This is a genomic window from Enterococcus sp. LJL51, from assembly GCF_049894025.1.
GTDB lineage: Bacteria > Bacillota > Bacilli > Lactobacillales > Enterococcaceae > Enterococcus_L.
Genome location: NZ_JBNEQE010000027.1, coordinates 1 through 13537, shown reverse-complemented (window position 1 = coordinate 13537; position 13537 = coordinate 1). Strand labels below are relative to the sequence as shown.

General features: G+C 40.9%; 12 protein-coding genes and 3 tRNA genes. 3 read left to right on the top strand and 12 right to left on the bottom strand.

Annotated features, from left to right (window positions below; genetic code table 11):
- Positions 1–87: 87 nt before the first annotated feature.
- The 5 genes from gor to ACPWSO_RS17165 all read right to left on the bottom strand — a co-directional run bounded on the left by gor (position 88) and on the right by ACPWSO_RS17165 (position 6944).
- Positions 88–1440 (bottom strand): glutathione-disulfide reductase, encoded by a 1353-nt coding sequence (gene gor / locus ACPWSO_RS17185; RefSeq protein WP_426084798.1) that lies wholly within the window; start codon positions 1438–1440, stop codon positions 88–90.
- 97 nt (positions 1441–1537) lie between these two features.
- On the bottom strand, positions 1538–2779 hold the full coding sequence (locus tag ACPWSO_RS17180) for a peptidase U32 family protein (protein WP_426084797.1): 1242 nt from the start codon (positions 2777–2779) through the stop codon (positions 1538–1540).
- Positions 2780–2869: 90 nt separating this feature from the next.
- Positions 2870–3790, bottom strand: a complete 921-nt coding sequence (locus tag ACPWSO_RS17175) for a peptidase U32 family protein (RefSeq protein ID WP_426084796.1) — start codon at positions 3788–3790, stop codon at positions 2870–2872.
- A gap of 193 nt (positions 3791–3983) precedes the next feature.
- Entirely contained in the window at positions 3984–6473 is a 2490-nt protein-coding gene (locus ACPWSO_RS17170) for an ATP-dependent Clp protease ATP-binding subunit (protein WP_426084795.1), read from the bottom strand.
- Positions 6474–6476: 3 nt separating this feature from the next.
- Positions 6477–6944 (bottom strand): CtsR family transcriptional regulator, encoded by a 468-nt coding sequence (locus ACPWSO_RS17165; RefSeq protein ID WP_426084794.1) that lies wholly within the window; start codon positions 6942–6944, stop codon positions 6477–6479.
- Positions 6945–7124: 180 nt separating this feature from the next.
- Here ACPWSO_RS17165 and ACPWSO_RS17160 point away from each other — a divergent pair, with 180 nt between their 5' ends.
- Together ACPWSO_RS17160 and ACPWSO_RS17155 are read left to right on the top strand one after the other, a co-directional pair.
- On the top strand, positions 7125–7487 hold the full coding sequence (locus ACPWSO_RS17160) for a MerR family transcriptional regulator (RefSeq protein WP_426084793.1): 363 nt from the start codon (positions 7125–7127) through the stop codon (positions 7485–7487).
- Between the two features lie 84 nt (positions 7488–7571).
- Positions 7572–8243 carry an MBL fold metallo-hydrolase gene (locus tag ACPWSO_RS17155; RefSeq protein WP_426084792.1) on the top strand — a complete coding sequence of 224 codons (672 nt, stop codon included), beginning with the start codon at positions 7572–7574 and terminating at the stop codon, positions 8241–8243.
- Positions 8244–8375: 132 nt separating this feature from the next.
- Here ACPWSO_RS17155 and ACPWSO_RS17150 read toward each other — a convergent pair whose 3' ends face one another.
- Genes ACPWSO_RS17150 through ACPWSO_RS17140 form a run of 3 tightly spaced genes read right to left on the bottom strand, consistent with a single transcriptional unit; the run spans position 8376 to position 11258 of the window.
- Positions 8376–8750: a RidA family protein gene (locus ACPWSO_RS17150; RefSeq protein ID WP_426084791.1), complete on the bottom strand. Its 375-nt coding sequence runs from the start codon at positions 8748–8750 to the stop codon at positions 8376–8378.
- Entirely contained in the window at positions 8734–9930 is a 1197-nt protein-coding gene (locus ACPWSO_RS17145; RefSeq protein WP_426084790.1) for a trans-sulfuration enzyme family protein, read from the bottom strand. Before ACPWSO_RS17145 ends, ACPWSO_RS17150 begins: the two co-directional genes overlap by 17 nt.
- Before the next feature lie 20 nt (positions 9931–9950).
- Positions 9951–11258, bottom strand: a complete 1308-nt coding sequence (locus tag ACPWSO_RS17140) for a PTS sugar transporter subunit IIC (protein WP_426084789.1) — start codon at positions 11256–11258, stop codon at positions 9951–9953.
- A gap of 169 nt (positions 11259–11427) precedes the next feature.
- Here ACPWSO_RS17140 and ACPWSO_RS17135 point away from each other — a divergent pair, with 169 nt between their 5' ends.
- On the top strand, positions 11428–12276 hold the full coding sequence (locus tag ACPWSO_RS17135; protein ID WP_426084788.1) for a MurR/RpiR family transcriptional regulator: 849 nt from the start codon (positions 11428–11430) through the stop codon (positions 12274–12276).
- Positions 12277–12483: 207 nt separating this feature from the next.
- On the opposite strand, the gene ACPWSO_RS17130 is transcribed toward ACPWSO_RS17135, so the two are convergent.
- The 4 genes from ACPWSO_RS17130 to ACPWSO_RS17115 form a co-directional block, all read right to left on the bottom strand.
- The gene (locus ACPWSO_RS17130) at positions 12484–12975 is read right to left on the bottom strand and encodes a hypothetical protein (protein ID WP_426084787.1); all 492 of its coding nucleotides are present in this window, start codon (positions 12973–12975) and stop codon (positions 12484–12486) included.
- Positions 12976–13165: 190 nt separating this feature from the next.
- Positions 13166–13239, bottom strand: a tRNA-Pro gene (locus tag ACPWSO_RS17125).
- Between the two features lie 86 nt (positions 13240–13325).
- A tRNA-Arg gene (locus ACPWSO_RS17120) sits at positions 13326–13399 on the bottom strand.
- Between the two features lie 13 nt (positions 13400–13412).
- Positions 13413–13498: transfer RNA gene (locus ACPWSO_RS17115), tRNA-Leu, on the bottom strand.
- Positions 13499–13537 lie beyond the last annotated feature (39 nt).

Here is a 13537-nt window from a genome sequence, read left to right as displayed (position 1 = left end):
CAGCCAAGATGCTTTTCAACAGTCAAACACACTCTTAAAAATACCTTTATCCACCCAATCTGAACTCTACTGCGTTTTCCAGTGTCCTTATCTCATGGTTACAAACTCTTCTGCACCAGTCGGATGAATAGCTACCGTATTATCAAAATCTTTTTTCGTAGCACCCATTTTCACTGCAACTGCAAAGCCCTGAAGCATCTCATCCACACCTAGTCCAATTGCATGAAGTCCGACGATTTTCTCCTCTTGACCCACACAAACCATTTTTATATCACATTTTTGACGATATTCCCCCAAAGCAAAATACATGGGTGTAAAAGTCGAACGATAAAGTTTGATTTGTTCTTTTCCATACTTCGCTATCGCTTCTTTTTCAGTTAGTCCCACTGTTCCAATTGGCGGATGTGTGAATATAACGGTTGGAATCGTTTCATAATCCAAATATTCCTCTGTTTTACCATTGAACAATCGTTCAGAAAGACGTCTTCCCGCAGCAATCGCTACAGGTGTTAAATCGATTTTCCCAATCACATCACCCACTGCATAGATTCCTTTTTGAGTTGTATTTTGATACTTGTCGACTTTCACATAGCCTTTTTCATCCAGCTGTACTGCGGTATTTTCTAAACCTAAACGATCCGTATTGGGTTCACGGCCAGTTCCAAAAATAATACAATCCGCTGTAATATCCATCCCGTTTTCAAAGCAAATCAACAGCTCACCGGATTCTTTTTTCTCTATAAATTTTGGCACAGCATTTGGATGAACCATCATACCGGATTTTTGGTAATGCTCAACTGCTTTACTAGAGAGCATTTCATCGAAGCTGCGCAGCGGATGATCCTTGCGAAACGCCCAGTGTGTTTCACTGCCCAGACCTAACACTGTTCCAGCAAGTTCAGCAGCAACATACCCTGCCCCTATAACAACAACACGCTTTGGCAGTTCTTCTAATGCAAAGAAGCCATTGGAATCAATTGCATACTCTTCACCGGGTATCCCCAATTTTTTAGGACGGCCGCCTACTGCAATCAGTATATTAGGAGCCGTATATGTTTCCTCACCTGCCTTGATTGTCTGTTCATCAATAAACTGAGCATACTGATTTACCCGCTCAACATGGTTTGAATCCAAACCTCTTTGATAAGCTGTATGTAAGAATTCAATATACTCTTCACGATTTTGAACAAGCTTGCGAAAATCAAATGAGCGGATAGCTGCATCGAAGCCGTAGCCAGCCATATCCCGTTCCAGCATTTCTCTCATCGTACTAGCCTGCCACATTACCTTTTTAGGGACACAGCCGACATTCACACAGGTGCCGCCAATCGCTCCGCCTTCAAGAAGCAGCACCTTAGCGCCATGCATCCCTGCACGATTAGCAGAAGCAATGCCGCCGCTGCCTCCTCCTATTACAATATAATCATATGTCTTAACCATCTTTCTCCTCCTCCAATACTCAATTGAAAAAGGCTGATAACAGTTCTTGATCCTGTATCAGCCTAAAAGCTGAAAATCGTTCTTTCAGCTCTATCATCTATTTCTTTTTGCGAATCATATCTCCGACAGAAACAGGCTGAGCCACCGGCATCGTCAAAATCATCATTGGATTAGGTGCCCGATCAATCGACTCGCCATCTTCATTGTACATCACTTCTACTGTTTGATAGAAATGATTGAACCCAGGACCATAAAATTCAATTTCATCCTCTACACTGAAATGATTACGCTGGCGAATAGTCGCTGTTTGAGTTGCTGGATCGTACCCCATTACCTCACCAATAAATTTATATTCAGGAATTTTCCGGCGCGGACCAAATAACTGCTCCTCTTCAGAAGGCGTATTATAATAAAACCCTGTAGCAAGCTCCCGCTGTGCTACTTTCCACAGCTCGTCCACCCATTCCTGTTTACATTCATAGTTCTCCGGATCTTCCATATAGGAATCTACTGCTTTTTTGTATACATTAGCAACCGTCGAAACATAATGAATGGATTTCATCCGGCCTTCAATTTTGAAGCTATCCACACCATTTTCAATTAACTCAGGAATATGTTCAATCATTGACATATCAACAGCACTCATGGAAAACTCTTCTTCAACAGTACCCTTTGCAGTCAGGCTGCGTTTTTCTGTTCCAAACGGCATATCATACAAATCATATTTCCAGCGGCAGGATTGAGAACAGCCTCCCCGGTTAGCATCACGCATTGACATATGATTAGACAATGTACAGCGTCCTGAATAGGAGATACACATCGCTCCATGAATGAATGCTTCAATCTCTACGTCTGTATTTTTACGGATTTCTGCAACTTCCGCCATTGAAACCTCACGGGCAAGAACGACCCGCTCAAGACCTTCATTCTTCCAGAATTCCAATGTTTCATAATTGGTTGCTGAAGCCTGTGTTGAAAGATGAATGGGCAATCCCGGTGCTTCCTCTGCACAGATTTCTATCAATGCGGGATCAGAAACAATCACTGCCGCAATGCCCAAATCTCTAAGCTCACGGAAAAATTCTCCAGCGCCTTCCTCATTTCCTTCATGAGTAACCATATTTGCTGCTACATATACTTTCGCATTATGCTCTTTGGCAAAGGCCACCCCTTCCTGCATCTCTTCATAGGTGAAGTTGCCGGCACGGCTTCTCAGTCCATAGGCATTTCCACCGATATATACAGCGTCCGCACCATAATGAATGGCAACCTTTAGTTTTTCCAGCGTCCCGGCTGGCGCCAGCACCTCGGGACGCTTCAATGTTCGCTCTTTTTCCATCTTTCTTGACTCCTCATCCTCATAATATTAGTCCTGTCGTCTCTTTTCAGCCGACACTGACCTCATTTTCTGTTAAATAAAACGTCTTGATTATCTAATTTTTGCTGGATCTAAATGAAAGAAACCAGTATCCAGTCCACGCCCAGCAGGATGCAGCTGATTGATTTTTTCTTGTAAATCAGCAGCAGAGGCCTCAGACCAGCCACCTGATTCCAAAGCTGATTTTGCTTCAACAAACAGCTTAGCCACCTCAACAAAATTCGTCCCCGGTGCATAAATACCATCAAGCTTCCACGTCTGATACCCATGCTCATATAAGTGATGCAGCTCGTTCATCATACTGATATCATTATCCGCAAAAATATGCGTACCGTGACTATCCTCATAGATTGAATAATGTGTATCTTCCTTTTTAGGCTCCGATAGAAACAAACCACGTTCCTTATCCTTTTGTTCATCCGACTGTGTATAATTATAATAATTCTGCAGCAACGGACGTTTGGATTGATGAATGCAGGTTGCTCCATACACTAGCACTTCGACTGGCACAGCTAGATTTTCTGCCATTGCAGTCATTTCCTCAAAAGGAACCTCTCTAGCTAAAACTGCTCCGACAGCTCCCCGCTTCGCCCAGAAATTAATCTGGCGAGAACTGGTCACCATTGTTTCACCATCGTAGATAAAAGGAATAGCCGTTTTTTTCTGCTGTAAAAGATAAATAATTCCCGGATCACCGACAACGATTCGATCCGGTTCAATCTCACTCAAAAATTCCAGGTATTCCGGAACCAGCTTCATTTTATCTGGATGCATAATACCATTTACAGCAACAATCACCTCTTTATCTGCCTCATGAGCTAAAGTGATAATCTGTTGCTGCTCTTCCCTTGAAAAAGAGGCGGGCAGCCTCAAACCAAACGTTTCTTCGCCAATATATAAGGTATCTACGCCAGCAGCCAGCAGTTGTTTTGCCTGCTCCACAGATTCTGCTGTTGCAATAATTTCAATCATTGTATTTCCTCCCTTTGCGACTGCTTTATAGTATCACAGGTTCACAAACTTTCCAATAGAGTAAAGGGCTTTCCTTTGATTTTCACAAAGAATTCTGAAAAAAATGCAGGAAAAGAAGACTGAAATCCCAGAGCACTACTCCGACCTCAGTCTTCTTTCTTTTAGCACTTATACTATTCAATACTCAAGTGAGTTAAATCGTCTGCAATTCCTTCTTAGCAGCTGGTGCTTTGACATTTAAGGTAATCTTACCCTTGCTTGCACCAATTGTTACTTTGTCGCCTAAATGAATTTGACCGGAAAGCAGTGCTTCACTCAAGCGGTCCTCTACTTCTTTTTGCAGAGCCCTACGGATTGGACGTGCACCGTATTCAGGATCAAAGCCTACTTTTCCTATGACATCAATTGCAGATGGTGTAATCTTCACATAGACATCTTGTTCAGCCATCCGTACCACAATAGCCTTACTCATTATCTTAACAATTTCATGAATTTCATCCTGATCCAGCGAACGGAAGACAATCGTTTCATCAATCCGGTTAAGAAATTCCGGACGAAATGCTTTTTTCAGTTCTTCCAAAATTCGCTTCTGCATTGCATTATGATCCTTCGTTAAATCCTGAACGTTGAATCCAACATTCTTCTCTTCACGAATCGCAGTTGCACCAATATTTGACGTCATAATCAATATAGTATTTCTAAAATCGACCTTACGTCCTTTAGAATCAGTCAAATGACCATCATCCAACACTTGTAAAAGAATATTGAAAACATCCGGATGAGCCTTTTCCACCTCATCCAGCAAGATTACAGAATATGGTTTTTGACGAATTTTTTCAGTCAACTGACCACCTTCTTCATAACCTACATACCCTGGAGGTGAACCAATCAGTCGGCTGGTACTATATTTTTCCATAAACTCAGACATATCCACCCGAATCAGGGCATCTTCACTGCCAAACATCGTTTCAGCCAATGCTTTCGCCAGCTCTGTCTTTCCTACTCCAGTAGGACCAAGGAACATAAAGGAACCAATCGGCCGATCCGGATCCTTCAGACCGCTTCGTGCCCGGCGAATTGCTCTGGAAACGGCTTGAACTGCTTCATCTTGTCCAACAACACGATGGTGAAGAATTGATTCGAGCTCCATCAATCGTTCACTCTCTTTTTTCTCCAGCTGCTGCAGCGGCACGCCTGTCCATTGAGAAACCACTGCTGCAACATCTTCATCTGTTACTCTATTTGTATAACCTGATGCTTCTTTTTGCTCCAGCAGCAACAAATTCTCCAGTTTCTGCATCAGTTTCTTTTCCTTCATCCGCAGTCTCGCTGCACTTTCAAAGGACTGTTCCAGAATAGCTTCTTCCTTTTCATCTGACAGTTCCTGAATCTCTGTACGCAAATGATTAATTTCTGAAGGTTCATCCGCCAAATCCAAACGAACTTTAGCTGCTGACTCATCCATCAAATCAATCGCTTTGTCCGGCAATTGCCGTGAATTGATGTAGCGGACAGAAAGCTGTACTGCTGCATGCAGTGCTTCATCAGTAATCTCAACCCCATGATGAGCCTCATATCTGGACCGTAGTCCCTTCAAAATCTCAATAGCTTCTTCCGGTGTTGGCTCATCAATCTGCACACGAGCAAAACGTCTTTCCAAAGCAGAATCTTTTTCGATATATTTTTGATATTCATCTAGGGTTGTTGCACCAATCGTCTGTAGTTCGCCTCGAGCCAATGCCGGCTTTAAAATATTGGAAGCATCAATTGCTCCTTCAGCACCGCCGGCACCAATTAACGTATGAAGCTCATCGATAAACAGGATTACCTGACCGTCTTGATAAATTTCGTCGATGACTTTTTTCAATCGATCTTCAAACTCGCCACGGTACTTAGTCCCGGCTACCAGTGCACCCATATCCAACATCATCAGACGTTTTTCCTGCATAGCCTGAGGAACCTCTCCATTAACTATCTTCTGTGCCAGACCTTCAGCAATTGCTGTTTTACCTACACCTGGTTCACCAACCAGTACAGGATTATTTTTAGTTCTTCTACTTAAAATCTGAATCAGTCTTCTTACTTCATCTGAACGGCCAACAACTGGATCAAGGTTCTTTTCTCGAGCCAATTTCGTTAAATCTCTAGCAAGCGAATCTAGTGTAGGTGTACCGCCGCCCTTTTGCGCAGCACCCTTTTGATTTTTCCGTTTGTTGCCAGACATCGCCATCTGTGGGTCATTAATACCAATTTTTTTCATAAGCAGCTGCCGAACCTTGATTAGGCTTAAACCTAAATTTACTAGAATTCGTGAAGCTAATATATCTTCATCACGCAACAACCCCAGCAGCAAATGCTCTGTCCCAATATTCGGAGCACCTAAGCGTTTAGCTTCTTCTCCAGAGTAAGCAAAAATTTGCTTCGCCCGAGGTGAATAAGGTAGATAAATCCCTTTTGGATAGGATTTTGCCATTCCGTACCCCATCAAGTGTTCAATTTCCTCGCGAATATCATTTTTGTCTACATTCAACTGGCGCAGTGTTTTGCCGGCAATACCTTTCGGCTCAATTACTAATGCCAGCAGCAAGTGTTCTGAGCCAACCGACTGATGCTTGAAATATTTTGCCTCTTCCTGTGCAATAGCCAAAACGGCTTTAGCGCTATCTGTAAATAACTCATCCATAAACTATTCCTCCTCATAGCTCAGACGCTCCAAAAAAGCATACATTAACTGAGCACGTAAAAAATCTTCCTGTGCGCCAAATTTTCCCAGCACATTTTTTCCCAAAGCAGCAAGCATCAAATTGCCTTCCTTCTTCGTCACTACTTCTTCTTCATATAATTTCTGCACAAAAACCAATGCGTCTTTCTCTGATAGCTGATCACCAATGAATTGCTCCATCTGCTTAAGCAGCTGTGTACTGTCAGATAGCTGAACCTTGGCAATTCGGATATAGCCGCCTCCACCTCGTTTACTTTCAACAGAATATCCCCGCTGAATGGTAAAACGAGTATTAATTACATAATTTATCTGGGAAGGGACACAATTGAATAAATTGGCCATCTCGGCACGTCGAATCTCAATCTTACTGCTATCTTCTAGTATCTTTTTCAAATAGGCTTCAATCAGATCAGAAGTGTTCTTATTGTTCATGACATTATCCTTCTCCCTTGACTAATACTGACCATAATTATATCGTTTTTGTACAAGTAAATAAAGAAGAAAGCTTATACTTTATTGAAAAATCAAAGGATTTTCAACAAATAATTCACATTTTCAGTATTGACCTTGGAGTTTACTCTAATGTTATGATGAAATCAGGAGGAAAACAACATGACCACTGAATGGACAATCAACGAGATTGCTAAACTGACAAACCTTTCGAAAGACACTATCCGGTATTATGAAAAAGAAAAACTGATTACACCTAAACGCAGCGACAACAATTACCGCATCTATTCAAAAGAAGAGCTGTTCAAGCTAAAATATATCGCTGTAATGAAATATGCCCGCTTTTCTCTAAAGGAAATCAACACCTTCATGCTGCTCTTTGACCAGGAGCTTTCTGAAGACTGCAACCAGCAGGGTAAAACTTTACTAGAGAAAAAAATTAGCGATTTAGAGAGAGCCGTGCGCCATTATCAGGCAATTCTACAGCTGTTAAAATCCCCTATACGGATGACTTTCAGCAGTTGAAACAGCACTTGGAAAATAGCGGCACTGATCACTCTTTAGATAGTTTTATTGAAAAATTATTTGAAGAAATCAAGGAGGAAACATATGAAAACAATTTATCATTCCACTGAAGAATCACTGCAGCTGATTACGATGCCGCGGATATTTCCTATAAATTGCTACATTATTTTAGAAAAAGACTACTGTGTACTAATCGATTGTAGTAAACAAGGGATGGCAGAACCCATCATTAAAGCGGTAGAGGATACCGGCAAACCTTTGAAGTATATCATTCTGACCCATGCACAAGCCGATCATACTGGAGATATCAATAAAATAAAAAATTATTTTCCAAAAGCAAAAGTCTGCATTGGTGCACAAGAATTTTCAGATAGTAAAACAGGCGTGAGAAATATCCATCTACCGATAGAACCGGAGCTGCTGCTGAAGCACAAAGATGTCTTAGGAAGCTTAGTTGTATATGAAACGCCTGGCCATACCAATGGATCAATTTCATTGATTGATACACGGAGTCTTTCAAGCTACGTAGGTGATTTAATTCAAACTAGGGGCGGAGCTGCTATTTCCGGAGATTTGCGCTGGCGTTTTCCTTTTCCAGCTTTTGCTACTGTAGATAAGCAGGCAGCTGTTGATTCAGTCAAAAGTCTATACGCAGATTATACAATTTACAAAACTTTTTGCGGACATGGCCCTGTATTGGTTCCCACACATAATGAAATTACTCAGTTAATTAAACGGGCTGAACAAAAAATATAATACAAAAGAAAGCTGTGACATAGAAATAAGCTCATTTTTCCCAACACGCTCTACACATAAAAAAACCTCATACGAAGCCTATTTTCAGCTTTGTATGAGGCTTTTTTTAGTTTTTATTAATTATAAAGCAACCTATCTTACAGCGATTACTTCAATTTCTACTAACCCGTTATTAGGTAATGCTCCTACCTGAAAAGCACTGCGGGCTGGAGCCTCTTCTGTAAAGAATTCACTATAGACTTGATTCATCTCCTGAAAATCAGCAATGTCCTTCAACAGTACTAGTGTCTTTACTACGTCCTTCATCTCCAAACCCAACTCTGACAACAGCAGCTGTACGTTTTCTAAAGCAAAGCGAGTTTGAGCATTAATATCTGCGCCCATTTCCTTTGTACGATGATTGATTCCCAGTTGTCCTGAAAGATAGACTGTTTCTCCTTGGGCCGCCACACCATGAGAATAGGGTCCTAATGCGCTTAATTTATCTGAATTATGCGTTTTCTTCATTTTTTACTTCCTTTCCATAGGCTTGGTCTAAAGCCTGACGAATATCTTCTACAATCGACATAGGAGCTTCCAGTCCAACATACATTCGAATATGTGATGGAGAAAGACCACGTTTTTTCACAGCTTCTAGATTACTTCCTTTAAATACTGGTAAAGCCAAGCTTTCAAAGCCGCCCCAGCTAACCCCAATTGTAACGACCTTTAATGCATTGACAAATGTTTTCAAATGATCAAAGTCCGTATCCTGTAAATCAATCGCAAACAATGAGCCGTATCCTTTAAGATATTTATCAGCCAGCTGTTTTTGCTCCCCTTCAGCAAGGTACGGATGATAGATTTTACTAATACGGTGATCTTTACTTAAACAATCTAAAACCGTTTTAATTGCTTTTGTCTGATGAGCCATCCGTACAGCTAACGTACGTAACCCACGGATAGCCAGCCATGAATTAAACGGACTGTTGACTGCTCCTAAAGCCTGATGCCCTTTTTCGAATATCTCGTCCACCAGCTGTTCTGAGCCTACCACAGCGCCTGCAACGATGTCCGAATGCCCGCCGATATATTTGGAGCAGGAATGAATAACAACGTCCACACCGTAATCTAACGGGTGCTGGAACAGTGGTGATGCCCACGTATTATCGATAACTGTATAGGCTCCCTGCTTTTTCGCCAGCTCAGTAATTTTTTCCATATCTAAAAGCTCGAACTTTTGAGAAGATGGGCTCTCAAAATAGATGAGCTTTGTATTCTCCTGAATGTGTTCTTCAACCTCAGCTGTTGTCGCTACATCAATTTTTGTCAGCTCTACGCCAAACTTTCCCATATCCTGCATGAATGAGAGTGACTCTCCATAGATTGTATTCACCATTAACACATGATCTCCCTGTGCCAGTAACGTAAACAGCGTTGCAGATATTGCCCCCATCCCTGATGAAAAGACCTTACACTTCTCTCCACCTTCAAGTTGAGCAATTTTCTTTTCCAATATCTCAGTTGTTGGATTTGTTCCGCGCGTATATACGTAATTATTCTTTTCATCTACGCTGGCTGCCATGAATTCTTCATAGGTTGGAAAGAAAAAGGACGAGGTTTGAACAATTTCCGGAGTCATTGCATGATAAGCCTTTCCCGTTGTCTTTTCTACCTCACAGCAAATATTTTCATAATACTCATTCATATCATTATTTCCTTCTTTCCTTAAAGTGAATCGGGAATTTCGTGTGCTTCCTCTTTCTTGTACTGATTATCCAATGCTTTCACAAACGGATAGAATATGGCTACACAGGCTACCACCGAAACAATCTGAGTAACGGCTCCCTGCCACTGGCCAACTAGAAATCCAGAGAAAATAAACGGTGTTGCCCACGGTGCTTGAATATTAGTAAACATTGGCATAAAACCTATCTTCATTGATACAAGCGCTATTAAAACAGAAACAATAGGTGCAATAGTAATTGGAATTAAAATCAGCGGATTAAAGATAACCGGCAAACCGAAAATTAGCGGCTCATTAATATTGAAAAACGCAGGAACAAAAGAAATTTTTGACATTGCTTTCATCCGTGAAGAGCGTCCTACAATCGCCATTGCAATCGCTAACCCAATCGTACAGCCGGCACCACCTATTGTGGCGAATTGATCCAGCATCTGAACCGTACCGAAATTGCCATTTTCAGCAGTTAGTTTACCTAGTTCAGCTAGCGCCTGATTCTTATCAGCATTTGCATAAAGAATCGGATACAGCATAGAATTGATAACTGTTGGATGGATACCAAACCACCATAGCAAACCATTCAAACCCGCTACCACAATAATTGCAAACGGTGTTCCCACAAGTCCTTGCAGCGGAGCCTGTATCACCGCATAAATCAGTTCTGGGAAAGAATCAGCCAAGACTACACCTACCCCATTAATAATTAGTGAGACACCCACAACAAAGATTCCCGGCAACAAAGCGCTAAAAGCCTGACTCACCATAGTAGGCACGCTCTCCGGCATCCGGATAATCAGATTCTTCTTTACACAGAAACGGGTAATTTCAACAGAAAGAATCGACATGATAATCGCAGTAATAACTCCTTGCGTACCAAGCCAGTTAAATGACAGAACCCGCCCGACAACTTCTCCAGACTCAGCAACCACTGTCTTAGGTAAAACCACCACATAGGCTACCAGACCTAAAACCAGCGAAGTCAATCGATCCATGTCATAGCTCTCCGCCAGTTTATAAGACATCGTGCCGGCAAAAATAATCCCCATCATATTAAACGTAGCCCGGTAAGCAGGGGAGATAAAATCCATCCAGCCTGTGCCAAAAATCCCTGCCATGAACTCTTCGTAACCGGATACAGGAAAATCCGTAATTAGCATAAAAATCGAACCAATAATTGTTAACGGCATAATTGCAAAAAAACCATTTCTAAGTGCCTGAAAATATCTCAAATTCGTTATTTTAGATACCTTCGGGACTAATGTCGCTTCAACCCAACCAGTGAGTTTTTCCATTTGAATCTCCTCCCAAAAATGAAAAAATTTATTATGAATTCATCTTATTTCCATTTCAATTTTAAGTAAATAGCAGCCCTTCACTCTGTAACTATGTTTCATAAATAACTAGAATAAGGTATACTGATGGCGAAACAAAGTTTCTTTATACTATCAAGTGGGTGATCTTATGAATTTAATTGAAGAACTGCAACAGGAAAAAAAATTTACTTTTAATGAACGCTTGATTATTGAGTTTGTTCTTGCTCATGCTGAACGAGTACTTCATATGTCTATCTATGAACTGGCAGAAGCTACCAGCTCCTCCACCTCTACAATTGTCCGCCTATGCAAAAAAGCCGGCAGCAGCGGCTTTAAAGAGTTTAAAATAAGACTTTCCCGGGATTTAGAACTACATTATCAAAATATTCGTAATATTGATGCTAATATGCCCTTTCGTTCAGGTGACTCTGACATTGTAGTCGCAAAAAAAATTGCCCAGCTTACAGAAGAATCTATTCAATCTACACAAATCCTATTAACCGAAGCAGAGCTTAATAAAAGTGTGGATTTACTCATGCAAGCCAAAAATATCCTAGCTGTCGGCGTCAGCAACTCTTTCATTCGCCTAACAGATTTTCAAACAAAGCTTCTGCGGATCAATATGTATATTCATCTTGTTCACTTACAGCCAGAACAGTTCTATCTAGCCGCCAATGCGACAAAAGAAGATGCAGCCATTATTGTTTCCTATAGCGGCAACACAGCGGAAACAATCAATGAAGCCCGTATCTTCACTAAAAGAGGAACACCTATCATTGCTATCACTTCAAACTTAGACAGTCAGCTGGCGAAATATGCCACAGTAGTATTAAGAATACCTAACAATGAACACACGGATTTCAAGGTTTCAACCTTCTCCTCCCAACTGTCTATCGAATACATTTTAAATGTTTTATACTCATGCATTTTCAATCGAAATTTCGAAAAAAATTACACATCTCAAAAAAATACACCTATTTCTATCTTGAAGTTTTAGGCTTAGATAATCCTTCAAACAATTCATCTTGTCCGTTCTTCATGTATATTAAAAAGCATCCTCACCTAAGCAAAGGATGCTTTTCTCATACTAAGAAGCTCCTCTGAAGGGAAGCACTCTTAAAAATCATTTAGTTTTTTAGAATCTTAATGTGTAGCCTTCTGCCTTGCTAAATGCAGAATTACTTGGCTTTACTCATTCAAAATATTATTGAATCAGCCAGGTCGCTTCTCTGTCATCGTTTGCTATACTTAAAAAAGATGACGAAAATTTAACTTTCACAGGATCATCATTTCCCCATAAAGTGACGTCTCCTGTCCATTCTTCCCCGTCTTTCAACGTTTCCAAATTAAACGATTTCCCACCAACATGCGCCTTGTCAGAACCAGTCTGTAAAACAGTATGCCAATCATACGGAGATATATTCAATCCTTTGCCAGTCTCATTTTTATAAGTGACATTTACTTTGTATGTTGTTGACCCTAATGCCGGCTCACCTTCACCTATAGAATTGACTGTTACTGTCACTCCATACATTGTTACCCCATCACCAACAGCTAAATCAGTCAGTTTATCTTCTGGTGTATCTTTGGGTTCTGTTTTACTTTCGCCACACCCAGCTATTCCTACTACTAAAAATAGCAATAGAACCAACAAGTACCAACGCTCTGATTTAACTTTTTCAATAAAATTTCTCATTTTCTTTTTCTCTCCCATCCAATTTTTCTAGCTACTAAGAGCTATATTACCTTTCCCAACTACTACCCAAGAAATTGATTGCACTCACATACATTATATCATTTATAATAGGCTTAACAATATTTAAAAAAAGACTTTGATAATTTTTACATAACAAAAAAACCTTGCTTAAAAAGTAAGGCTTTAACAATCGGGAAGACAGGATTCGAACCTGCGACCCCTTGGTCCCAAACCAAGTGCTCTACCAAGCTGAGCTACTTCCCGAAAATAAACTAAGTTAATAAAAAAAGACTATAGACATAAAAGGAACGAAAGATGCCCTTTAAATCTGAAGTCAGATATTCTAACTATGCACCCAAAGGGAGTCGAACCCCTAACCTTTTGATTCGTAGTCAAACACTCTATCCAGTTGAGCTATGGGTGCTACATATTTCTAATGCCGAGGACCGGAATCGAACCGGTACGGTGATCACTCACCGCAGGATTTTAAGTCCTGTGCGTCTGCCAGTTCCGCCACCCCGGCGCGGTATTTGAAAGCGGAAAACGGGGTTCGAACCCGCGA